Genomic DNA, 21,823 nt, shown 5'->3' with positions numbered 1-21,823 from the left:
CCTCTCTCCTGACGGGACTGAACACGACCACCCCATCACAGCCGGAGTGGACGGGAGGCGAAGGCGAATTCCGTCTTCGACAGGCTGCAGCCGCCCCACGGAGCCCATGGCGCCTCCTGGCCGCGCCCGCGGCGACTAGCGCCCGGTGCCCGCCTCCACCGACGCGATCCACTCGTCCACCACCTGCTCCAGCACCAGCAGCGGCAGGGCGCCGTTGCCGAGCACCACGTCGTGGAAGGCGCGGATGTCGAAGTGCTCGCCCAGCCGCGCCCTGGCGTCCTCGCGCAGTTCCAGCATCTTCAGGTGGCCCATCTTGTACGAGCACGCCTGCCCGGGTTGCACGAGGTAGCGGTTGACCTCGTTGCGCACCTCGCCGGGGTTCATGCCGGTCTTCTCGACCATGTAGGCGACGGCCTGCTCCGGCGTCCAGCGCTTGCGGTGCAGGCCGGTATCGACCACCAGCCGCACCGACCGGAACATCTCCGCCTGCAGGCGACCGAGGTCGGCCAGCGGGTCGTCCTCATACAGTCCCATCTCGGCGACCAGCTGCTCGGCGTACAGCGCCCAGCCCTCGGTGAACGCGCTCGGGTTGAGGCTGCGCCGCAGCAGCGGCAGGTCGGTGAGGGTCTGGCCCAGCGATATCTGGAAATGGTGGCCCGGCGAACCTTCGTGGTACGCCAGCGTCGGCAGGCTCCAGCGCGTGTTGGAGGCGATGTCGCCGAGGTTGATGAAGAACGTACCCGGCCGCGAGCCGTCCATCGCCGGCGGGTAGTAGTAGCCGCCGGGGGAGCTGGCCTGCGCGTGCGCCGGCACCGGCTTCACCTGCAGCGGTTGTTCGGGCACCCGGCCGAAGTACCGCGGGACGTACGGCTGCAGGCGGTCGAGCGCGGCCTCGATGTCGGCGATCACTTCCGCGCGGCCGGCGTCGGAGTCCTCGTAGGCGTAGCGGGGATCCTTTGCCAGCGCCACCACGCGTTCGCCGACCGTGCCTTCGGTCAGGCCCTGCGCGTCGAGCAGCGCATCCATCCGCGCTTCGATCCGCGCCACTTCGTCCAGGCCGATCCGATGGATGGCGTTGGCGTCCAGCGTGGTGCTGGTGTTCCAGCGCAACGCGGCGTCGTAGTACGCGTCGCCGTCGGGCAGCGCCCACATGCCGTGATTGCCGGGGTGCTTTGCGAGCGCCTCGTCGAGGCGTGCAAGCAGTCGTGCGTAGGCGGGATTGGTGTGCGTGCGGACGGCCTCCTCGGCCTCGGTCAGCAGCGCCGCGCGCCGTGCGGCGTCGATGCCCGGCGCCTTGTCCAGCTTCCGCCGCAGGGCGGCGACGAACAGGCTGGCGCCGGGCTCGGGCGCCAGCAGCGTGCGGATCCGCGCGGCGGCGCCTTCGAGCGCGACCTCCGGCGGGACCACGCCGTGCCCGACCTGCATGTCGAAATTGGCGCCCACCTGGTCGAGCTTGGTCGCGATCGCCCCCAGCCGGGCGATGTAGTTCTCCGCGTCATCCTCGTCGACCACCCGGTGGTGGTTCTCCATGAACTGCGGGATCGACACCGGGATGCTGAAGAGCTGGTCGACCGCATACACCGACGCACCCGCCGGCAGCCACGCCGGCGACCAGTCGAACGCCATCAGGTCGATCTGGGTCCGGTAGAACCACGTCGCCAGGTCATGGCTCCAGCGTTCCTGGCCGACCAGCGCCTGGCGATCGAACGCAGTGACCGCCTCCAGCCCTTCTTCCATCTCCGCGCGCAGCACCTCGCGGCGCGGCAGCGACACGTCGTTCATCCGGTGCGACAGGTCGCCCACGCCGTCGTCGGACAGGCCGAGCATGCTCCGCAGCTCGGGATTGCTGTTAATGCTGCGTGCCGTCAGCTCGTCGAGCAGCCGGTGGAAGCTGCCCGGGCGGGCGTCGGCCGCGGCTTCCCGCGCCGAGCTGTTGTCCTGCGGCATGCGGTCGGCCGCCATGGCCGTGGGAAGGGCAGCAGCGAGGCAGAGCGTCAACAGCAGTTTTTTCATCAGGTGTTTTCCTTGCAATTGGCCGACGGGAGCGACGGCGGCATATGGGAATCGGCTGGATGCGCGCTCAGGCATTTTTCCCAGCGGTTTGGCGGGCGAGCAGCGAGGTCCATTTTTTCGACGTGGCCGAGAGCGGGAGCAGTGCCACGTAGACCTCCCGGCCCAGTTTCGACACGGCGTAGCCATTGTCCTGCTTGACCACCAGGCCGGCGGCCCGCAGCTCCTTCAGCCGCGTGTTCAACACCGCGGGCGAGATGGTTTCGCAGGCGGTCTCGAGCTGTCCGAAGGTGCACGGACCCTGCTCGCTCAACACCCACACCACGCCCATCGCCCAGCGCCGGCCCAGCAGGTCGAACAGCGCCATGATCGGGCTGCCACTTTTGGACCCGCGAACGGGCGCGCCTGGAACCGGAACTCTGGCCATCTGACGTGCCTCTCCCGATGCTATTGTTTTCATAGTACGCTATGTTTTCGATAGCGAACAGGGCACGAGCATGAGCCGACCAACGCTCTACATCGGCACCCGGAATGCCTCCAGCTGGGCGATGCGCGCCTGGCTCGCACTCGAGGCCGCCGGCTACGAATTCGACGAGGAGGTCGTCGACATCCGCCGGCCGCAGCGCTTCCGGAACCTGGACAGGATCGGGACGTTCTCGCCGCCGGCGGCGGTGCCGGTGCTCGATACCGGCCACACCGTGATCTACGATTCCAGCGCGATCATGGAGTTCGCCAACGACGTCTGCGACGGCGGGCTGCTGCCACGCGATATCGAAGCCCGCGCCGCGGCCCGCGCCCTCATTGCGTGGCAGCACGCCGGGCTGTCCTCGTTGTGCCACCGGATTTCGTTCGAAAGCGCGTTCTATCCGATCAAGCGGCCGCTCACCGACGCGGAACAGGGCGAATGCGGCCGGCTGTTCCGTTGCTACGAGACAGCGCTGCGTCGTTACGGCGGCCCGTACCTGTTTGGTGACGTCTCGCTGGCGGACTTCATGCACGCACCCACGGTAGTGAGGCTGGGGCGGCACGCGCCCGACACTTCCGCATGGCCTGCGACCCGGGACTGGATGCGCCTGCTGCTCGCCCATCCACTGGTCGCCGAATGGCTGGAGCAGGCCGACCGGCTTCCGCATATCTGGTACGACGACTATCTCGTTTACCCCGCGGCGCTGCTCGGTGGCGGCCCGTGCGCAGGTGTGTCGGAGGTGCCGGCCCCAGCCGCTCAACGACCAAACCGATGAGACACTCGACCGATCGCACGCAGGAGGCAACATGAGCCCACCCGACGAGCAGTCCCCGCCAGCCACCATCCGCAGGGCCGTCACCGGCGACACGCCGGGCGTGCTGGCCCTGATCGACCGCCTCACCGCGTTCGGCCCTCCGAACCATCGCGATGCGCAGGCCATGGCCGCCGTCGATCACGAGGTCATGGCGGCCGCGATCGGCGACACGCAGGACGCGCAGGCGGTGTTCGTGCTCGAGCTCGAAGGCCGGATCGCCGGCGTGCTGCACATGACCACGCTCGTGGACTACTACACACGCCGCGCCAATGCGCACGTCGCCACCTTGATTGTCGATGCGGCCTTCGAAGGACGGGGGCTCGGCGCACGCCTGCTGGCCCATGCGGAAACCTGGGCGCAGGCGCGCGGCGACGACTGGATGACGCTGACGGTGTTCCCGCAGAACACACGCGCAGTGGCGATGTACGAACGCCACGGGTTCCGCCCCGACATGGCCCGCTACCTCAAGCCCATCGCGCTGCCCGGCGCTGCTAACACATCCGTCCGAGTCAAGGAGGGTTACCCGCAGTGAAAATCCCAAACCATCTGTTCGCCGCATGGCTCGGCATTCTCACCATCGGCCTCGGCGTGCTCGTCGTGACCGGCGCCACCTCCGGCGCAGCGACAGGTTCGACGTGATCGACGTACAGCACATCAACGTGCGCGAGCCCGACGGCACGCTGCGGATGACGATATCGAACATGGCCGAGTTCCCCGGTCTGTTCCTAGACGGCAAGGAGTATCCGCACGAACGCGAGGTCGCGGGAATGCTGTTCTTCAACGACGAGGGCACCGAGAACGGCGAGCTGGTCTTCGCCGGCAGCAAGGTGAGCCACGGTGTGCACCTGAGCATGGACCAGTTCGAACAGGACCAGGTGGTCGCGCGCTCAACAGCATCGAAGCAGGTGGACGCCGTCGCAGTGGCTTGACTGTCGGCGACCGCCCCGACCGTCCCATCGTGCAGGACGTGCAGGAACGCGAGAACCTCGAGGCGACGCCCGATGCGGAGCGCAAGGCATTGATGGAACAACGCCGTGCCCGGAACTACTACGGCGCGAACCGCATGTTCTCGGGTCGCAACGGAGACCGGGAATCGGTCATCGACCTGATGGTACCCGGCAGCCTGGCCCGGGCGCGCTACCGCGATACGGTGCACTCGACCTGGCATCGCGGGGGCGCCGTGCTGCTTGGCGATGCCGCGCATGCGATGAGCCCGCAGCTGGGGCAGGGCGTCAACATCGGTGGCCACGCGATGCGCTCGCGCCTCTGGGCGGCCGACGGCCTGCTGTGCGAGCGGCTGGGCTGCTGGTGCATTACCGGGGGTGGCTGCATGTCGACCCGCTCTGACGGCGCAGTCATCGTCTTCGATGGCGTCTGCGTGCTGTGCAATGGCTGGGTGCGGTTCCTGCTGCGGTACGACCGTGAAGCGCGGTACCGGTTCGCGGCGATGCAGTCGGCATCCGGGCGCGGACTGCTGTCCCGGCACGGGCTCGATCCGGACGATCCGCTGTCGTTCCTGGTGGTCGACGAGGCCGGCGCGTGGACCGACACGGACGCGATCGCCCGGGTCCTGCACGGACTCGACGGTGGCTGGCGCGTGGTGGCGCAAATGCTGCTTGCGGTGCCCCGCGGGTGGCGCGACCGGGGCTACCGGCTTACCGCGCGGAACCGCTATCGGTGGTTCGGGCGGCGGGCGCAGTGCCGGGTTCCGGAGCCGGCGGAACTCGATCGCTTCCTGCCGTGGGCAGCGCGCACGTGGCGGCGTGGATCGGCAGGCCGTCCAACGCCTGCAGGAACTCGTCGAGGGTGAACAGGTCCAGACACGGGCGCGCACCGCCGCCGGGCAGTGCGCCGCGTGCGAGCTTGCGCGCGAGCACGACCGCCGCGGTCGCCGGGATATGCGGACCGCTGCCTTCGGCCGATGCCTCGGCCGAGTGCCGGTTGCGGCCGGTCAACACCAGCTCCAGCAGGTCATCGCGCGCCAGCGCCGACGCGATGCGCCGGCCGAACTGGCCGTGGGCGCCGATGATGACAATCCGGAACGTGGGCGTGGAGCGGGTTCTGCTCAGGGGCGGGAGGCGGACGCGAACGAGGCTCCGCTCCCGACCAGTCCCGCCACCGCACGCCCGAATGCCGCGCCGGCTTCGGGCGCGGTGTCGAGGTAGAAGTCCGGCTCGATCAGTTCGGCTTCCATCAGCAGCCAGCGGCCATCCACGTCCGGCACGGTGTCGATGCGGGCGTACAGCAGCGGCGCGTCGATCGCGGCCAGCGTCTGCTCCGCCAGCGCGAGCGCGCCGGTGGGCGGCGTCGGCACCGGCGTGTAGATCCCGCCGTACTGCACCTGGATGCGGAACTCGCCGGCGACCGGCCGCTTGTTGACGGCGTGGCTGAAGCGGCCGCCGAAGAACAGCAGCGAGGTTTCGCCTTCGGTCTCGATGGTCGGCAGGTAGGGCTGGATCATCGCGTCGCCGGCCGGGATGTCATGCGTCACGCCGTCGTGCGTTACGTCGTCGAGCGCATCGCCACGGCGCAGGCGCCGGGTCTTCCAGCCGCCGCCGGACACGGTGGGCTTGACGATCAGCTGCCCGGCGCCGGTGCTGGCGAACGCGGCTTCGATCCGTTCGGCCGTCACCCGCGGTGTCCACACGGTCGGCGGCACCGCGATGCCACGTTGCGCGAACCGGTCCAGATAGCGCTTGTCGGCGTTCCACGCGAGCACGTCGGCGGGGTTGGCAAGGCGGATGCCTGCGGCCTGCCACGCCCGGCAGGCCTGCTGCCAGCGCTCGGGCACGTAGTGGTAGCCCCAGACGATCAGCGGCAGCACCAGCGGGAACCGTTCCAGTCGGCCGGCGTCGTCGAGGTGGTCGGTCCACGGCGTCGGCACCGCGCGCACGCCGGCGCCGGCCAACGCTTGCTGCAGGCGCTGCAGGACGCCCGGCCACAGGGCCGCGAAGGTGGCGTCGGACGGGTCGGGGGTGAGGATGGCGATCTCGGTCATCGGGGCTCCTGGGCTTGGGGAGGCGGTCAGGCCAGCCGTTCCTTCAGCGCCTGGCGGTAGCGGCGGCTCACCGCGACCGTGCCGCCGCCGTGCAGGTGCGCGCGGGCGTCGCCGGTGTCGAACGGCTCGATCTCGCGCACGCGGTCGAGGTTGACGATCGCGCTGCGGTGCACGCGGGCAAAGCCCTGGCCGTCGAGCTTCTGCTGGATGCCGGCCATCGTCTCGCGCAGCGGGTAGACGCGCTCGCCGACGTGCAGGTTGACGTAGTTGCCCGAGGCTTCGATCCAGTCGATCTGGTCGACCCGCACCAGGAACTCGCGGCCGAGCTTCTTGACCAGGAAGCGGTCGGCCACCGGCTCGGGCGGCACGTCCTCGACGCCCTCGGCGATGAACCCGGCTTCGCCCTGCCAGCGGCGCAGCACGAAGCGGTACAGGTGGATCAGCGCGAGGAACAGGATGTAGCTGCGCACGTCCTTCAGGTACTCGTACCACAGCCGCCCGGCCCAGCCGCCGAAGTCGTATTCGGCGCCCATGCCGGCATAGCCCAACTCACGCAGGGCGACCATGCCCAGCACGTGCAGCAGCGACACCGGGATGGTGAACAGCAGGTGGGCCGGCACGCTGCGGCGGAAGTGGCCGGCCTGCAGCGGGAAGCGCCCGGTGAACCACAGCAGCAGCGGGATCAGCGCCAGCCAGGTGACGGCGCTGGTCGCCTCCCATACCCAAGGCTCCCACCGCGCCACGTCGAGGCCGCTGTTGGCCATGTCGATATTGACCGTGATGGCGTTGCCGGTGCAGTTGACCGCGGCCGCCAGCACCCAAAGGCCGATCTCGTAGCGGCGTCGGTGGCGGAGATAGGTCTGCGGCTGCACGGCGGTCCTCGGCGTTGGGGGCGGGCGCGGGATGCGATGTGACCGCTCCTGTGGCGGGCGGGCGAGTCTAGCGCGGCCGTCCGTCCCCGGCTCCCGCCATTCGTCCCCGGAACGCCGCGGGACGGCACTTTCCGCTGGCGGGCGGCGCCCGGCGACGCGAGCCTGCGGTCCCTTCCCGAGGAACCCGGCCGATGCCTCCCGCCCCGCTGACCCGCGCCCCGGACCACGCCGCCGAGGGCGGCCGCCGCCACGACGTCGACGCCCTGCGGGTGCTCGCCTTCGCCGTGCTGATCCTCTATCACGTCGGCATGTTCTACGTGCCGGACTGGGGCTGGCACGTCAAATCCGGCCATTCGTTCGAATGGCTCAAGTGGCCGATGATCCTGGTCAACCAGTGGCGGATGTCGCTGCTGTTCCTGATTTCCGGCGTGGCGGTGCACTTCCTGCTGCGCCGCGTCACGGCGCCGGGGTTCGCCTGGTCCCGGGCGAAACGGCTGCTGGTGCCGCTGCTGTTCGGCATGGCGGTGGTGGTGCCGCCGCAGGCCTGGCTGCAGGCGCAGGCCAACGGCGCGTTCGACGGCGGCTACCTGCAGTTCCTCGCCGCCTACTTCACCTTCCAGCCGTGGCCGGACGGAGCGTTCGACGGTTCGCACGTCGGCGTGACCTGGAACCACCTGTGGTACCTGCCGTACCTGCTAGCGTACTCGCTGTTGCTGGCAGCGTTGCTGCCGCTGCTGCGCGGTCGCGTGGGCACGGTGGTCGGCGGCTGGTTCGCCGGCATGCGCGGATGGCGGCTGTGGCTGCTGCCGGTCGCGCCGCTGGTGCTGGCGACGTGGACGCTGTCGGCGCGCTTCCCGACCACCCACGACCTGCTGCACGACTGGCACATGCACGCGCAGTACGGGGCGATGTTCCTCTACGGCTACTGGATCGGCGCCGACGCAGGCCTGTGGGCCGAACTGCGCAGGCGGCGCTGGTGGCTGCTGGGCGCGGCGCTGTGCACGTTCGCCGCGTTCCAGTGGCTGCGCTTCACCACCGAGCCCGAACCAAGCGCGGAGCGCGCGCTGTACGACGTCGCCCAGCGCCTCAATGCCTGGACCTGGCTGCTGCTGGTACTCGGCTGGGGCCACCACGTGCTGAACCGGCCGTTCCGCTGGCTGCCGTGGGCGAGCGCGTCGGTTTACCCGTGGTACGTGCTGCACCAGACCATCACCGTCGTCGCCGGGGTGTGGCTGGCGTCGCTGCCGCTGGGGCCGTGGATGGAGCCGCTGGCGCTGGTCGGTGCGACCGCGCTGGGCTGCGTGCTCGTCACCGAACTGGTGATCCGCCGCGTGGCATGGTTGCGGCCGTTGTTCGGGATGGGCGCTCGGCCGGAGTCCGCGCCTGCCGTGGCGGTCCAGGCAACGCCGGCACGCTGATCCGCCACTCCCGGGCAACCCGAGCGCCGGCATGTTCATGCGTGCCGGCCGATAATGCCGGCCCGTCGACAACCGCGCAGGCACCCATGGAACTTGGCGTCGAGGTCATCGCCCTGCTGATGGCGGTGGCGTTCGTGGCCGGCGTGATCGACGCGATCGCCGGTGGCGGCGGACTGCTGACAATCCCGGCGCTGATGGCCGCCGGGGTGCCGCCGGTGCATGCGATCGCGACCAACAAGCTGCAGAGCAGCTTCGGCACCGCCAGCGCGGTGGTCGCATTTGCGCGCAAGGGGCGGATCGACTTCGGGCGCTTTCTCAGGCCCGCGATCGGAGCGTTCCTCGGATCGGCGGTCGGCGCATGGGTGCTGCAGCGGGTCGACCCGGCGTTCCTGGCCGGGCTGATACCGGTGCTGCTGATCCTGATGGTGATCTATTTCACCGTCGCGCCGAAAGCGTCGGAGGAGGACCGCCACAGCCGCCTCGGCGCCGGCGCGCTGGTCGGCATCGTCACCGCGATCGGCTTCTACGACGGCTTCTTCGGGCCCGGCACCGGTTCGTTCCTGACCACCGTGCTGGTCGCGCTGTTCGGCATGGGGCTGGTGTCGGCGACCGCGCACACCAAGTTCCTCAACCTCGCCAGCAACGTCGCCGCACTTATCACGCTCGTCATCGGCGGCCAGGTGCTGTGGGCGGTCGGCCTGATGATGGCGGTGGCGAGCATCGCCGGCGGGCAGGTCGGCGCGCACCTCGCGCTGCGCGTCGGCGGCAAGGTGATCCGCCCGCTGCTGGTGATCATGGCGCTGTTGCTGACGGCCAAGCTGCTGTCGGATCCGGCGAACCCGCTGACCGCGTTGGTGCTGGGAAACCGCTAACCCGGGCGTCACATCCGCAGCCCCTGTCGTCGGTCCCATGGAAGCGTGATCCGGACAACTGCTCTACTGGGCCGGATTTCCCGTTGTCCTGTCCGACATCCCCAAGGAGCTCCAGATGCAAAGACCGCTTATTCCCGTCGCAGGCCTCATCCTCGCCATGTCGGTGTCCACCGCGCTGGCGCAGTCCGCACCGACCGCCGCCGAGCGCATTGCCGGCACCGAGCTGATTGCGCGCGAGGCGCTGTTCGGCAACCCCGAGCGCGCGATGGTCATGATCAGCCCGGACGGCCGGTACCTTAGCTGGGTCGCGCCGGTCGACGGCGTGCTCAACGTCTGGGTCGCGCCGGCCGACAATCCCGACGCCGCGCGTCCGGTGACCAATGACACCACGCGCGGCATCCGCAACTACTCGTGGTCGTACCGGCCGGGCACCCTGCTGTACATGCAGGACACCGGCGGCGACGAGGATTTCCACCTCTACGGCGTCGACGTCGCGACCGGCACCGCGACCGACCTGACGCCGTACCCGAAGACCACCGCGATGGTGGTCGGCGCGAGCCACTCGCAGCCGGACACGATCCTGGTCGGCATGAACGACCGCGACCCGGCCTGGCATGACCTGTACAAGGTCGACCTCGCCACCGGCGAACGCACGCTGCTGGAGAAGAACGATGCACGGATCGGCGGCTACCTCGCCGACGACCACCTGCAGGTGCGCTACGCCACCCGTTCGCGCGACGACGGCGGCAGCGACATCCTGCAACCCGACGGCAACGGCGGCTGGAAGGTGTACTCGGACATCCCCTTCGAGGACTCGATGACCACCACGCCGGCCGGCCTGACCGCCGACGGCAGCACGCTGTACATGCTGGATTCGCGTGGCCGCAACACCGCGGCGCTGTACGCCGTCGACGTCGCCAGCGGCGAGCGGACCCTGGTGCTGGAGGACGCGCGCGCCGATGTCGGCCATTCGCTTGCCCATCCCACCACCGGCGAGGTGCAGGCGGTCGCGGTGAACTACCTGCGCGAGGAATGGCAGCCGGTCGATCCGTCCATCCGGGCGGACCTGGAAAAGCTGCAGGCGATCGGCCCCGGCGAGATCGGCATCAACGCACGGACCCGCGACGACAAGGTCTGGATCGTCACCTACTCGGCAGCCGAAGACCCGGTGTCCTACTACCGCTACGACCGCGGCAACGGCGGGACGCTGACGAAGCTGTTCTCCGCGCGGCCCGAACTGGACGGCAAGCCGCTGGTGCCGCAGTGGCCGCAGGAGATCGAGTCGCGTGACGGCAAGATGCTGGTCAGCTACCTGTCGCTGCCCCGCAGCGCCGACCCCGACGGCGACGGCAAGGCCGACCGGCCGGTGCCGATGGTGCTGTTCGTCCATGGCGGCCCGTGGGCGCGCGACAGCTACGGCTACAGCGCCTACGACCAGTGGCTGGCCAACCGCGGCTACGCCACGCTGTCGGTCAACTTCCGCGGCTCCACCGGCTTCGGCAAGGACTTCACCAACGCCGGCAACGGCGAGTGGGCCGGCAAGATGCACGACGACCTGCTCGACGCGGTGCAGTGGGCGGTCGACGAAGGTGTCACCACCGCCGACCAGGTCGCGGTCATGGGCGGCAGCTACGGCGGCTACGCCACGCTGGCCGGGCTGACCTTCACCCCGGACGCGTTCGCCTGCGGCGTCGACATCGTCGGTCCGTCCAACCTCAACACGCTGCTGGGCACCGTGCCGCCGTACTGGGCCAGCTTCTACGAGCAGCTGGCCAAGCGCATGGGCGACCCGCGCACCGAGGAAGGTCGCGCGTGGCTGACCGAGCGTTCGCCGCTGACCCATGCGGAGAAGATCAGCAAACCGCTGCTGATCGGCCAGGGCGCCAACGACCCGCGGGTGAAGCAGGCCGAGTCCGACCAGATCGTCGCGGCGATGCAGGCCAACGACATCCCGGTGACCTACGTGCTGTTCCCCGACGAAGGCCACGGCTTCGCACGGCCGGAGAACAGCCTGGCGTTCAACGCGGTGGCCGAGGGCTTCCTCGCGCAGTGCCTGGGTGGTCGCGCCGAGCCGATCGGCGACGATTTCGACGGCTCCAGCATCAGCGTGCCGACCGGCGCCAGCGGCGTGCCGGGTCTGTCCGCCGCGCTGGAGGGGCATGAGCAGGTGATCCGCAAGTAGGCCGTCAGGGCGGGCCGCTTGCCGGCCCGCCGGGTTTTTCGGCAGGAAGCGGCGGTGCGCGCCAGGAGGTTGCGGCGGGCCCGGAAGCTTTTGGTCGCGAAAGTGGTGACACCATCGAATGCACCGGCGATGATCCGCGGGGCGGCGCCATGGGGATGGCGCGCCGATGCGACGAACTGAAACCAGGGGTGAGTGATGAAGAAGCTTTTTGCAGCCGCAGCGCTGCTGGCGATGCTGTGCGCGGGGGATGCGGCGCAGGCCCAGGAGGCCGGTCAGCCGCAGATCGAGTTTGATTGGCAGCGTGGGCCGGGCACCGGAGCGATCGGGAGCCGCGCGGCGATCGAAATTCCGGAGGATTACGTCTTCCTGGATGCCGACGAGACCCGGCGCTATGTCGAATGGACCGAGAACGTGCCGAGCGGGGAGGAGTACCTGTTCGGCCCGACCAGCGACAAGTGGGAGGCCTACTTCTCGTTCTTCGACGAAGGTTACGTCGAGGACACAGAAGCGCTCGACGCCGATGAACTCCTGGCCTCACTGCGCGAAAGCCAGGAGGCGTCCAACGAAGAACGGCGCCGCCGCGGCTGGCCGGAACTGCACATCGACGGCTGGCAGGTGCCGCCGCGCTACAACCCGGACACGAAAGCGCTCGAATGGGCAACGCGCCTGAGCGATCCGGCGTCGGGCAACGTGACCATCAACTACAACACGCGTGTGCTGGGCCGGAAGGGCACGATGAGCGTGCAGGTGGTCGCGCAGCCGGATAACTTCGACGCCGGCATGGCCGAGTTCAAGGCGAGCATGGACGGCTTCGCGTACAACCCGGGCGAGCGCTACGCCGATTACGTGCCCGGCGATCGCGTGGCGGAGTACGGTCTGGCCGCGCTCATCACCGGCGGTGCGGTGGCGGTGGCGGGAAAGAAGGGTTTCTTCGGTGCCATCGCGGCGTTCTTCGCCGCCACCTGGAAGCTGCTGCTCGCCGGGCTGGTCGGGCTGGGGGCGTGGCTCAAGTCGCTGCTGAAGAAGAAAGACAAGGAGTGATCGCGGCCTCCGAGCTGCTGCTGGTGACGGGCGCGCTGGCGATGTACGTGCTGGATGCCGTCCGGCTGCTGTATGTCGGCGAGTTCGTGATGGAGGGTGGTCGAGGACGGTGGCGCGTGCGTGATGGCGCCGTCGTGCTGGTCGCCGGGCGGCGTCCCTTGTTGCCCGACCTGCTGCGACCGGCGCGTGCGTTGCTGCCGGTCTCGGTGGAGCGGCTGGTGCCGGGACGCGACGTGCCCGGCAATGACGTCGGCCACTTTCTCGCCGCACTGCATCCGTTCGGCCGACGCGCGACGGTGTTGATGCTGCTGTTCTTCCCCGGCCTCCCTCTGGTGTTGCGTGCCTTCGGTACCGGCATCGAGCTGCTTGGCTGGATGGGGGCGGTGTATGCCGTGGTCGGCTCGATCGTCTGGCGGCTGTGGCGGTACCGGCGGGTGCTTGAGCTGACGCCGGCTGCCGTGGTGTCGCTGGCGCTGGAGTGTCTGCTGTGCGCGCCGTTCGCGATCAACATCGTGCGCAAGCTGAGCGGTCGCGTCGAGCGGATCGGACTGCACGACGCACCGCGGGTGCTCGGCGTCGTGGGTGGGCATGCATTCCGCCAGGCCGCCGTGCGCCGCATCGACGACATGCTGTCGTACCTCCCGTCGAACGGTCCGGGGGCCGGTACCTTGGCGGAGCAGCGCGCGGCGCTGATGGAAGGAGTGGCGCAATGACCTTCACCGAAATCGTGGTCGTCATCGGCGGGCTGGCGCTTGGTTACTGGACCGTCGCGGTACTGTTGCCGGCGCTTGGAGGCAAGAGCGATGAGCCGCACGGTTCCGACGCCGACGCCGACGCTGCCGTGCGGACTGAAGAAGCCGAAGTCCGTGGCAACCGGGAGGACGTGGTGGGCCGGCAGCAAGCGGGCCAAGGCGGGGCAAAAGACGGCGTGCCGCAAAGCCGCGAGGGCGACGCGCGCAAGCGCGACCAGCAGGACATACGTACGTCCGGACAGGATGAGGGTGGCCGCGCCAAGGACGACCCGAGCCGCGCACCGGAGTCGGGAACGCCCTGACCGGTCGCGTCCGCGATGTGCCGGGTGACGGCTGACCGCGTTCCGTGCATGGCGGGGTGTTCCCGCCACGGCAGGGATCGACTGTCGCCCAGCGCCACACTGGCCTCTACGCCCGGCTGATTCGAGCGGCGTAGCAGCCGCGGGTGGCGTAGTGGGCCTGGATGTAGTCGACGCGCGCGTTCGCCAGCAGGCGGCCGATGGCGCCTTTCGCGTCGCGCCCGTCGACCAGTTCGGCATCGACCATCAGGTGCGCGCGATCGAATGCGCGCAGCGACAGCACGCGACTGCGCATCGCGCCGGGGATCTCGCCCACGCGGTCATAGGCGTCGGCCGCACCCTCGAGTACGAAGATCGCGTGGCTCGCCCGGTAGGGCGTGTCGGCGGGCTGGTGGACGTGGTTGACCAGGAGCAGCGTTTCACCCGCCGCGGCGTCGCGCAGTTCGATGCGGTCGGGCAGGCGCGAGCCGGCTTCGGCAATCCAGCGTTGCGCACCGTGTTCGGCGAGCGCCACGTCGGACAGCCCGTAAAGCGGCAGAAAGGGCTGGGGTGACAGGCCGGTGATGCGGAAGTTCATGCGGGCTCCTGGTGGATGGACGCCGCAACCGTAGGCCGCAAAGCCGGCCGATTCTCGCCGTTTCCGGACGCGGCACCGCGCGTCGGTGCCGCGTTGAGTTCCGTCTGGCGGGCCCCATCCACTGAGAGTCCCCGCCGTTGCAGGAGAGCTCCATGTCCCAGTACCGCAAAGACCCCGACGTGATCGCGAAGCTCACTCCCGAGCAGTTCCGCGTCACCCAGCAGAGCGGCACCGAACATCCCGGCACCGGCGAGTACCTGGGCAACAAGGCGCCGGGCATCTACGTCGACATTGTGTCCGGTGAGCCGCTGTTCGCCTCCAGCGACAAGTTCGAGTCCGGCTGCGGCTGGCCGAGCTTCACCCGGCCGATCGAGCCGGCGCACGTCAGCGAGATCCGCGACACCTCGCACGGGATGATCCGCACAGAAGTGCGCTCGACCCATGGCGACAGCCACCTCGGCCATGTGTTCCCGGACGGCCCGATGGACCGCGGCGGGCTGCGCTACTGCATCAACTCCGCGTCGCTGCGGTTCATCCCGCGCGAGGAGATGGAAGCGCAGGGCTATGGTGCGTACCTCGATCAGGTGAAGAGTGGCGAGGACGTGTCCAGGGAGGGCGGGCGATGAACACCGAGCGCGCAGTGCTGGCCGGCGGCTGCTTCTGGGGCATGCAGGACCTGATCCGCAAGCTGCCCGGCGTGGTCTCGACCCGGGTCGGCTACAGCGGCGGCGACGTGCCCAACGCGACCTACCGCAACCACGGCAGCCACGCCGAGGCGATCGAGATCGTGTTCGACCCGGAGCACATGAGTTACCGCCGGCTGCTGGAGTTCTTCTTCCAGATCCACGACCCGACCACGCCGGACCGGCAGGGCAACGACCGCGGCAGCTCGTACCGCTCGGCGATCTACTTCACCTCGCCGGAGCAGCAGCGCGTGGCCGCGGACACCATCGCCGACGTCGAGGCTTCCGGACTGTGGCCCGGCAAGGTGGTGACCGAGGTCGCGCCGGCCGGTGACTTCTGGGAGGCCGAGCCCGAGCACCAGGACTATCTGGAGCGCTACCCGGAGGGCTACACCTGCCACTTCATCCGGCCGGACTGGGTGTTGCCGCGGCGCGGGCAAGATTGAGCCGCGGTCCGCCGGCATCGGGCTAGCCGGCGGGCACCCGCACCATCCGGTCGAGCAGGTGCTGCAGCGAGCCGGCCGGATCGCTGCAGTGGCCCATGTGTACCGGCGCGGTCTGGATGATCGAGCTGCGCTTCGCCGTCAGCCAGTGGAAGCGGGCGCGCCGCGGCAGTGCGCCGATCGGACCGGCGTCGGGTCCACCGGCGCAGATCCGGGCGATTGCCTGCAGGTGCCGTTGGACCGCGCCGATGTCCACCGTCGGGTCCAGCGCCCGCAGGCGCGTTTCGTCGAGCTCGAAGCGCGCTTCGAGGAAGCGCATGGACTCGCACGACAGGATCACGCCGGCGTTGATGAACTCGCCGCGCTCGACCCGCGGCACCACCCGCACCACGGTGTAGTCATAGCTGTCAGTCGCGTGCACGCAGGGCCTCCTCGACGAAGCCGCGGCGGTGCGCGAGACGTTGCAGGAAATGCTCGACATAGGCCGCGCGCGTGCCGGCGGGATCGGTCCACGCGTCCGGGCCGGCCAGCCAGCCGTCCGGTACGCGGGCGAGGATGTCCTGCAGCAGGTCCGGGGTGACCTGCGGCGCCAGCCGCGCGTCGGCGGCCTCGATCACGCTGGCGGCGGGCAGCAACACGTGCTCGCGCACCATCGGGAACCGGCTCGCCGCCGGCCCCTGCGATCCGTCCCAACCGTGGTGGAAGTAGAGCGCGGCGCCGTGGTCGATCAGCCACAGCGCGTCGTGCCAGACCAGCAGGTTGGGGTTGCGGAAGCTGCGGTCGACGTTGCTGGTGAACGCATCGAACCAGACCACCGCCGAGGCGAGCGTGGGGTCGGGGTCCTCGGCCACCGGGTCGAAGTTGATCGAACCGGGCAGGTAGTCGAGCGCCAGGTTGAGTCCGGCGCTGGCGCGGATCAGTTCCTGGATCTCCGGATCCGGCTCGGTGCGTGCCAGTGCGGGGTCGAGTTCGACAAGGACGAGCTCGGGCACCGGCAGCCCGAGCGCGCGGGCGAGTTCGCCACAGACCAGTTCGGCGACGAGCGCCTTCGGCCCCTGGCCTGCGCCGCGGAACTTGAGCACGTACATGCCGTCGTCGTCGGCCTCCACCACGGCGGGCATCGAGCCGCCCTCGCGCAGCGGTTCGATGTATCGGGTGACGTTGACGGTGCGTAGTGGCGGCACGGGCGGGTCCGGGGGTCGGGCGGGCACAGGCGGGCACGGTACCAAGTTATCCGAGCGCGGCGATCACCTCGTCGGTGCCGACCACGGTGCCGAACTCCGCATGCAGCGTCGCCAGGTGCGCGCGGTGGATCTCCGACGCGGGCACGGTCGCGCCGCCCGCGTCCACCAGGTCGAAGCAGGCGGTCGCGTCGCCGACCACGACGGTGCGGTAGCCGAGGTTGGCCGCCACCCGCGCGCTGGTCGACACGCACATGTCGGTGGTCAGGCCGAACAGCACCACCTGTTGCACTTCGAGCCGGCGCAGGCGCAGGTCGAGGTCGGTGCCGATGAAGGCGGCGTTGACCGACTTGCTGACCAGCGGCTCGTCGCCCTGCGGCTCGAAGCCGGGGCGCAGCGGATTGCCGGGCTGGCCGGGGCGGAACGGCGAACCGGGCTGGACCGAATCGTGGCGCACGTGGATGAGCGGCCGTCCCGTGCCGCGCCACGCCGCCAGCAGGCGCAGGCCGTTGGCCTCCATCGCGGGGTTGCTGCTGGCCCCCAGGTCGAAGGCCTGCTGCACGTCGATCGGGATCAATGCGGTGGGTACGTCGAGGGCGAAGGTCATCGTTGGTTTCGTCGATGGTGTGGACAGGCGCCACGATGCGCGCCTGCCCGCGCCGGTCTCAACCCGGCAGAATGACGGGCGCACCGCCACATCGAAGGCCCGCCTTGAAGCCGCTCGACGCCACCGACCGCAAGCTCATCGCCCTGCTGCAGGACAACGCGCGGCTGTCCACCGTCGCGCTGGCCAAGGCGGTCGACCTGTCGCGCAGCAGCGTGCAGGAGCGCCTGCAGCGCCTCGAGTCGGGCGGGGTGATCGCGCAGTACACCGTGCGGCTGGGCAGCGGCGGCGACCCGTTGCAGGCGTGGCTGTTCCTGCGCTACGCCGAGGGTTTCAGCTGCGACGACGTGATGCCGCTGCTGGCCGGGCTGCCGGCGGTGCGCACCTGCCACAGCGTTGCCGGCGAGATCGACCTGCTGGTGCTGGTGCAGGCCGACACGCCGTCGATGCTGGCCGACCTGCGCGAGCGCATCGCCGCCTTCAAGGGCGTCGACGACGTCACCACGGTGCCGGTGCTGCGGGTCACGCTGGACCGGCGCTGAGCCTCAGCGGTTGCGGCGGGTGCGCTCGCGGGTGAGCGTCAGGCCGATCACCCGGCCGACCACCGCGGCGATGTAGCCCACGCCGGCGAACTGCTCCAGCATCACCACCGCGCGGGCCTGCGCGCCGATCGGCATGATGTCGCCGTTGCCGGTGCCCGACAGGGTCGCGAAGCTGAGGAATAGCAGCTCGATCCAGCGCCGGTCGCGGTCGGGTTCGATCATGCCGGTAAAGCTGCCCGGATACAGCGCCTGGCAGACCAGGAAGGCGTAAGCGAAGCCCCAGGCCAGCAGGGTGAACGTCGCGGCGGCGGCGAACAGTTCGTCCACGCTGATCCGGTGGTCTTCGAGCATGTAGCGGATGAGCGCGGCCGCGGCGTAGAAGTACAGCGCCGATTCCAGCGCGGCCGAGCCGGCCACCATGCCGGGGCGGTCCAGCGCGATCGCCGTCAACGACAACGCGATCGCCGGCACCGCCAGCGCCCACGCGACCCAGTTGGTCGAGCGGCTGCTGCGTACCACCCAGACCGTCAGCGGCACCACCACCAGCGCGACGGCGCCGAACACGACACGGCCATCGCGCGTGTCGTCCATCGCCGGGTAGACCAGCAGGCTCATCAGCTGCGCGGCCAGCAGCAGGGCGGACGGGTGCCCCGCGGCGAGCGCGAGCCAGCGCGGGGGCGAACGGAGGAGCGGAACGCGCGACGGGAGAAGCGACATCGCGCAAGGATGCCGCATACGGGAGCGTCCTGGCAGGGATCTGTGGCGATCGGCGCTCGACGATGGTCCTGGTGGGTGTGCCCGCTCGAAAAGAAAAGGCGCGGCCTTGGCCGCGCCCTGTGGGCCGTTGCCCCTTCGGTTATTGCTGCGGCTCGTTGTCCGGCAGCGGTTCGGTCGGATCGGTCGCGTCGTTCATCTGGGTGGGGTCGTTCGGGTCCGGCTGCGTTTCCAGCGTCGGATCCTGGTACGGGTTGGTCGCGTCGCCCATGGTGGACGTGTCGTTCAGCTCGTCGGTGGTCTGGAGCGAGTCGTCCATCGCGGTGGTGGTGTCGTCGATCACCGGCTCGGTCGCCGCGGTGGTGGCCGGCGTGTTGGCGTCGATGTCGGCGGTGGTGTTGTCCTCGGCGCAGCCGGCCAGCGCCAGCGAACCCAGCAGCGCGAGCGTCAACGCGGAAATGTTCAAACGGCTCATGTGATCCTCCTCTCGTGGGGCCCCGGGAAGGAGCGCCGGGTCGCTACGGCCGGCGGACATGCCGACGACCACGCCCGGAGATTGCCGGTGGCGTCGTTAAGACATCGGAAGATGCATGTGAAGGGTCCGCGGCCGTTCAGGCACTGCGGCCTGCCGGTCAACGAGCGGCGATCGGCTCGGGAATGTCGCAGTCGCGCACCGCGTTCCCGGGTTCGGTGCCGACGCACAGGTCGAACCGCCGCAGGCCGGGAATCTGGCGGCTGTGGCCGCTGGCGACGGCGAAGCGGTCGACCGGCACCGTGGAGCATTTCTCCGCCGCAGCGGGCGCGGCATCCCCGCAACGGCTGGCGAGCACCGCGTAGTGGCATTGCCCGCTGGCACTGCGCAGGCATTCGAAGCGCGCCACGCCGGCCTCTACCGTGGTGCGGCTGTACAGGGTGTCGATGCCATCGGCGACCGCGCGATGCACCTGGGTGCTCGCGCCCAGGTCGACGCCGAGCAGCGACAGTACGAAGGAGCACAGGGCGATGAACTTGTTCACGGGTCACCTCGGAGGAGTGGTGGTGGGATGCCGCCGGCGGCCGCGGGGTTGCCGCGGGCCGTGGACCGGACGCGCCGGGCGGTCACATGTGACGGAACAGCGTCATGAAGGGCGCGCTGACGGCGAGGGTTTCCGCCCGCGATTTGAGCCGTACCGTGCCGCGTCCGCTGTCGTCGCGGACCACCCCGGCGATCGCCTTCAGGTTGACGATGGTGGAGCGGTGGATCTGCTTGAAGGTGTGGGTGTCCAGCATGTTGAGCAGCTCGCGGATCGGCGTGCGCAGCAGCGCCTCGCCGTCGGCGGTGACCACCGTCGTGTACTTGTTGTCGGCGCGGAAGTAGGCGACTTCGTCGACCAGGATCAGGCGCGTCTCGCGACCGGCGCTCGCGGTGATCCAGGTCAGCGGCGGCGGTGCGTCCGCACGCGGGCGGGCGGCGGCGAGTTCCGGGCCCAGGCGCTCGAGCAGCGCGGCCAGGCGCGCGGCCTCATTGTCGCCGCTGCGCGCCTGCAGGCGCTCGACCGTGGCGGCCAGCCGCTCGGGCGTCACCGGCTTGAGCAGGTAGTCGATCGCGCCGCGCTCGAAGGCGTCGATGGCGTACTGGTCGTAGGCGGTGACGAACACGATCCGGGTGAGCGGGCTGGCCTGCGCGGCGGCGGCGGCGACTTCCAGCCCGGTGAGCCCCGGCATGCGGATGTCGAGGAAGGCGACGTCGGGGCGGTGCTCGGCCAGCGCTTCGAGGGCGTGGGCGCCGTCCTCGCACTCGGCCACCACGGTCAGCTGCGGCCAGGCGGTGGCCAGGCGGTCAAGCAGGGCGCGGCGCAGCAGCGCCTCGTCCTCGGCCACGATGCAGGTGGGGCCGCCGGCGCGCGGGGCGGAAGCATTCGGCTCAGACATGGTCGACCTCCCGCGCCGGTGCCGGCACCGTGATCGTGGCGGCCACGCCGGCGGGGAAGTTGGCCACCACCGCCAGTGAAGCCTTGCCGCCGAAGCCCAGCCGCAGCCGCTCGCGCACGTTCTTCAGGCCGATGCCGGTGCCACTGGTCTTGGCGTTGAAGCCGTCGCCATCGTCGGCCACCGTCACCGCGACCTCGCCGTCGTTGCGGCGCGCGCGGATCCACACGGTGCCGCCGCCGGTGCGCGGCTCCAGGCCGTGCTTGATCGCGTTCTCGACCAGGGTCTGCAGCATCATCGGCGGCAGCGCGGTGGTGCGCAGCGGCTCGGGCACGTCGACCTGCACCTGCAGGCGCGAACCCATGCGGATCTTGAGGATCTCCAGGTAGGCGATCGCGCGTTCCAGTTCGGCGCCGAGGGTCGACATTTCCTCGTCGGTGCTCGGCAGCGAGCGGCGCAGGTACTGGATCAGATGGCCGAGCATCTCGTCGGCGCGGGCCGGGTCGCTGCGGGTCAGCAGTTGCGCGCTGGCCAGCGTGTTGTAGAGGAAGTGCGGCTCGACCTGCGCGTGCAGCAGGCTCAGCCGGGCGACGGTGAGCTCCTTCTCGGTCGCGGTCTGCGCGGCGTCGGCCTTCTCGCCGCGGCGGCGCTCGGCGACCCGGCGGGTGATCGCGCGGGAGATCGCCTCGGCGTTTTCGAAGTTGGTGGCGTCGTCGACCAGGAACCAGTCGCTCCACGCCGGGCTTTCGGGCTCGCAGATCAGGGTGACGCTGCCGCTGTCGTGGCCGGGGGTGACGGTGGCGAGGATCTGGTTGCGCGGGATGCCGAACCACCACAGCAGCGGGTTCCAGCGGCCCAGCGAGTGCTCGCCGTAGGTTTTCGGGCGGCCGACGCGGGCGCGGACCTGCAGGCTGTCGCGCGCACTCTCGACGTGCTCGATGCGCGGCAGCTCGCGGATCGCGGCGTCGAGCAGGTCGAACGCCTCACCAGCCTCGAACGGAATCTCGATCTGGCGGCGCTGGCGGTTGGCCAGGGTCGACTTGTCGATGCGACCGGCGATCAGCCTGACCCGGCCCAGGTGCGACAGCGCACCGGCGACCACCAGTGCCATCGTGATCATCCCGGCCAGGATGATCGGCCATTCGATCCAGCCGATCAGCGGCAGGTTGGACCACAGCGCCGCGACCAGGAAGATCGCCAGCATCCAGGCGATGGCGAGGCGCAGGACGAAGAAGGTGCTCTTGATCACGGGGAAAGCCCAAGGGAGTGATTGCGGCGGAGCATAGCGAGCGGTTGCGCCGCCGCGGTGGCCGGTGCGACGGACCGTGGAATATCGCGATGAAACGGCCGTGGCGTGGGATGGGCATCCCGGCCGGCCCAACGACAACGCGGCCCGGGACTTTCCGCTACCGTCTACGCCATTGCCGACGACTACCACGGAGCCGCC

General features: G+C 69.9%; 25 protein-coding genes and 2 pseudogenes. 14 read left to right on the top strand and 13 right to left on the bottom strand.

The window, feature by feature from the left end; genetic code table 11:
* Positions 1-135: 135 nt before the first annotated feature.
* Both U8331_RS13490 and U8331_RS13485 read right to left on the bottom strand, forming a co-directional pair.
* Entirely contained in the window at positions 136-2,013 is a 1,878-nt protein-coding gene (locus tag U8331_RS13490; protein WP_481131520.1) for a DUF885 domain-containing protein, read from the bottom strand.
* Between the two features lie 67 nt (positions 2,014-2,080).
* Positions 2,081-2,377: a winged helix-turn-helix transcriptional regulator gene (locus U8331_RS13485; protein ID WP_481131519.1), complete on the bottom strand. Its 297-nt coding sequence runs from the start codon at positions 2,375-2,377 to the stop codon at positions 2,081-2,083.
* Between the two features lie 181 nt (positions 2,378-2,558).
* Between U8331_RS13485 and U8331_RS13480 the strand changes: the two genes are divergently transcribed.
* The 5 genes and pseudogenes from U8331_RS13480 to U8331_RS13460 all read left to right on the top strand — a co-directional run.
* Positions 2,559-3,251, top strand: a complete 693-nt coding sequence (locus tag U8331_RS13480; protein ID WP_481131518.1) for a glutathione S-transferase family protein — start codon at positions 2,559-2,561, stop codon at positions 3,249-3,251.
* A 31-nt stretch (positions 3,252-3,282) separates the two neighbouring features.
* Entirely contained in the window at positions 3,283-3,822 is a 540-nt protein-coding gene (locus U8331_RS13475) for an N-acetyltransferase family protein (protein ID WP_481131517.1), read from the top strand.
* Positions 3,823-3,925: 103 nt separating this feature from the next.
* Positions 3,926-4,219, top strand: coding sequence for a hypothetical protein (locus U8331_RS13470; RefSeq protein ID WP_481131516.1), 294 nt, complete (start codon positions 3,926-3,928; stop codon positions 4,217-4,219).
* A gap of 176 nt (positions 4,220-4,395) precedes the next feature.
* Positions 4,396-4,575: pseudogene (locus tag U8331_RS13465) on the top strand (FAD-dependent monooxygenase); the annotation flags it as partial.
* A 45-nt stretch (positions 4,576-4,620) separates the two neighbouring features.
* Positions 4,621-5,028, top strand: a pseudogene (locus tag U8331_RS13460) (thiol-disulfide oxidoreductase DCC family protein); the annotation flags it as partial.
* Between the two features lie 327 nt (positions 5,029-5,355).
* Here U8331_RS13460 and U8331_RS13455 read toward each other — a convergent pair.
* Both U8331_RS13455 and U8331_RS13450 read right to left on the bottom strand, forming a co-directional pair.
* Positions 5,356-6,288 carry an ATP-grasp domain-containing protein gene (locus U8331_RS13455; RefSeq protein ID WP_481131515.1) on the bottom strand — a complete coding sequence of 311 codons (933 nt, stop codon included), beginning with the start codon at positions 6,286-6,288 and terminating at the stop codon, positions 5,356-5,358.
* A 26-nt stretch (positions 6,289-6,314) separates the two neighbouring features.
* The gene (locus U8331_RS13450; RefSeq protein WP_481131514.1) at positions 6,315-7,160 is read right to left on the bottom strand and encodes a LytTR family DNA-binding domain-containing protein; all 846 of its coding nucleotides are present in this window, start codon (positions 7,158-7,160) and stop codon (positions 6,315-6,317) included.
* Between the two features lie 191 nt (positions 7,161-7,351).
* Here U8331_RS13450 and U8331_RS13445 point away from each other — a divergent pair, with 191 nt between their 5' ends.
* The 6 genes from U8331_RS13445 (at position 7,352) to U8331_RS13420 (ending at position 13,727) form a co-directional block, all read left to right on the top strand.
* A complete protein-coding gene (locus tag U8331_RS13445) occupies positions 7,352-8,578 on the top strand; it encodes an acyltransferase family protein (protein WP_481131513.1) in 1,227 nt (408 codons plus the stop codon).
* Positions 8,579-8,664: 86 nt separating this feature from the next.
* Positions 8,665-9,450, top strand: coding sequence for a TSUP family transporter (locus tag U8331_RS13440; protein WP_481131512.1), 786 nt, complete (start codon positions 8,665-8,667; stop codon positions 9,448-9,450).
* Positions 9,451-9,565: 115 nt separating this feature from the next.
* On the top strand, positions 9,566-11,632 hold the full coding sequence (locus tag U8331_RS13435; protein WP_481131511.1) for a S9 family peptidase: 2,067 nt from the start codon (positions 9,566-9,568) through the stop codon (positions 11,630-11,632).
* Between the two features lie 195 nt (positions 11,633-11,827).
* Positions 11,828-12,673, top strand: a complete 846-nt coding sequence (locus U8331_RS13430; RefSeq protein WP_481132996.1) for a DUF2167 domain-containing protein — start codon at positions 11,828-11,830, stop codon at positions 12,671-12,673.
* Positions 12,670-13,386 (top strand): hypothetical protein, encoded by a 717-nt coding sequence (locus U8331_RS13425; RefSeq protein ID WP_481131510.1) that lies wholly within the window; start codon positions 12,670-12,672, stop codon positions 13,384-13,386. The genes U8331_RS13430 and U8331_RS13425 overlap by 4 nt, the downstream gene beginning before the upstream one ends.
* The gene (locus U8331_RS13420; protein WP_481131509.1) at positions 13,383-13,727 is read left to right on the top strand and encodes a hypothetical protein; all 345 of its coding nucleotides are present in this window, start codon (positions 13,383-13,385) and stop codon (positions 13,725-13,727) included. The genes U8331_RS13425 and U8331_RS13420 overlap by 4 nt, the downstream gene beginning before the upstream one ends.
* A 106-nt stretch (positions 13,728-13,833) precedes the next feature.
* Here the strand turns inward: U8331_RS13420 and U8331_RS13415 are convergent, their stop codons facing one another.
* The gene (locus U8331_RS13415) at positions 13,834-14,301 is read right to left on the bottom strand and encodes a DUF1203 domain-containing protein (protein WP_481131508.1); all 468 of its coding nucleotides are present in this window, start codon (positions 14,299-14,301) and stop codon (positions 13,834-13,836) included.
* A 152-nt stretch (positions 14,302-14,453) separates the two neighbouring features.
* Here U8331_RS13415 and msrB point away from each other — a divergent pair, with 152 nt between their 5' ends.
* Positions 14,454-14,927 carry a peptide-methionine (R)-S-oxide reductase MsrB gene (gene msrB, locus U8331_RS13410; protein ID WP_481131507.1) on the top strand — a complete coding sequence of 158 codons (474 nt, stop codon included), beginning with the start codon at positions 14,454-14,456 and terminating at the stop codon, positions 14,925-14,927.
* Positions 14,924-15,430, top strand: coding sequence for a peptide-methionine (S)-S-oxide reductase MsrA (gene msrA, locus U8331_RS13405; protein ID WP_481131506.1), 507 nt, complete (start codon positions 14,924-14,926; stop codon positions 15,428-15,430). Before msrB ends, msrA begins: the two co-directional genes overlap by 4 nt.
* A gap of 22 nt (positions 15,431-15,452) precedes the next feature.
* Here the strand turns inward: msrA and U8331_RS13400 are convergent, their stop codons facing one another.
* The 3 genes from U8331_RS13400 to U8331_RS13390 form a co-directional block, all read right to left on the bottom strand.
* Entirely contained in the window at positions 15,453-15,848 is a 396-nt protein-coding gene (locus U8331_RS13400; RefSeq protein ID WP_481131505.1) for a DUF3037 domain-containing protein, read from the bottom strand.
* Positions 15,835-16,548: a HipA family kinase gene (locus tag U8331_RS13395; protein ID WP_481132995.1), complete on the bottom strand. Its 714-nt coding sequence runs from the start codon at positions 16,546-16,548 to the stop codon at positions 15,835-15,837. Before U8331_RS13395 ends, U8331_RS13400 begins: the two co-directional genes overlap by 14 nt.
* A 109-nt stretch (positions 16,549-16,657) precedes the next feature.
* The gene (locus U8331_RS13390; protein ID WP_481131504.1) at positions 16,658-17,215 is read right to left on the bottom strand and encodes a cysteine hydrolase family protein; all 558 of its coding nucleotides are present in this window, start codon (positions 17,213-17,215) and stop codon (positions 16,658-16,660) included.
* A gap of 104 nt (positions 17,216-17,319) precedes the next feature.
* Here U8331_RS13390 and U8331_RS13385 point away from each other — a divergent pair, with 104 nt between their 5' ends.
* Positions 17,320-17,754, top strand: a complete 435-nt coding sequence (locus U8331_RS13385; protein WP_481131503.1) for an Lrp/AsnC family transcriptional regulator — start codon at positions 17,320-17,322, stop codon at positions 17,752-17,754.
* A 3-nt stretch (positions 17,755-17,757) separates the two neighbouring features.
* On the opposite strand, the gene U8331_RS13380 is transcribed toward U8331_RS13385, so the two are convergent.
* From U8331_RS13380 to U8331_RS13360, 5 genes are all read right to left on the bottom strand, one after another.
* Positions 17,758-18,471, bottom strand: a complete 714-nt coding sequence (locus U8331_RS13380) for an ion channel (RefSeq protein ID WP_481131502.1) — start codon at positions 18,469-18,471, stop codon at positions 17,758-17,760.
* Between the two features lie 139 nt (positions 18,472-18,610).
* The gene (locus tag U8331_RS13375) at positions 18,611-18,943 is read right to left on the bottom strand and encodes a hypothetical protein (RefSeq protein ID WP_481131501.1); all 333 of its coding nucleotides are present in this window, start codon (positions 18,941-18,943) and stop codon (positions 18,611-18,613) included.
* 157 nt (positions 18,944-19,100) lie between these two features.
* Positions 19,101-19,484: a hypothetical protein gene (locus U8331_RS13370; RefSeq protein WP_481131500.1), complete on the bottom strand. Its 384-nt coding sequence runs from the start codon at positions 19,482-19,484 to the stop codon at positions 19,101-19,103.
* Between the two features lie 82 nt (positions 19,485-19,566).
* Positions 19,567-20,379 (bottom strand): LytR/AlgR family response regulator transcription factor, encoded by an 813-nt coding sequence (locus U8331_RS13365; RefSeq protein WP_481131499.1) that lies wholly within the window; start codon positions 20,377-20,379, stop codon positions 19,567-19,569.
* Positions 20,372-21,625: a histidine kinase gene (locus U8331_RS13360; RefSeq protein WP_481131498.1), complete on the bottom strand. Its 1,254-nt coding sequence runs from the start codon at positions 21,623-21,625 to the stop codon at positions 20,372-20,374. The genes U8331_RS13365 and U8331_RS13360 overlap by 8 nt, the downstream gene beginning before the upstream one ends.
* Positions 21,626-21,823: the final 198 nt, after the last annotated feature.

The sequence above is a fragment of the Lysobacter sp. CC-YZS074 genome (genome assembly GCF_056739745.1).
The sequence above is the reverse complement of the archived record's forward strand: the minus strand, read 5'-3'. Positions and strand labels throughout refer to the sequence as shown.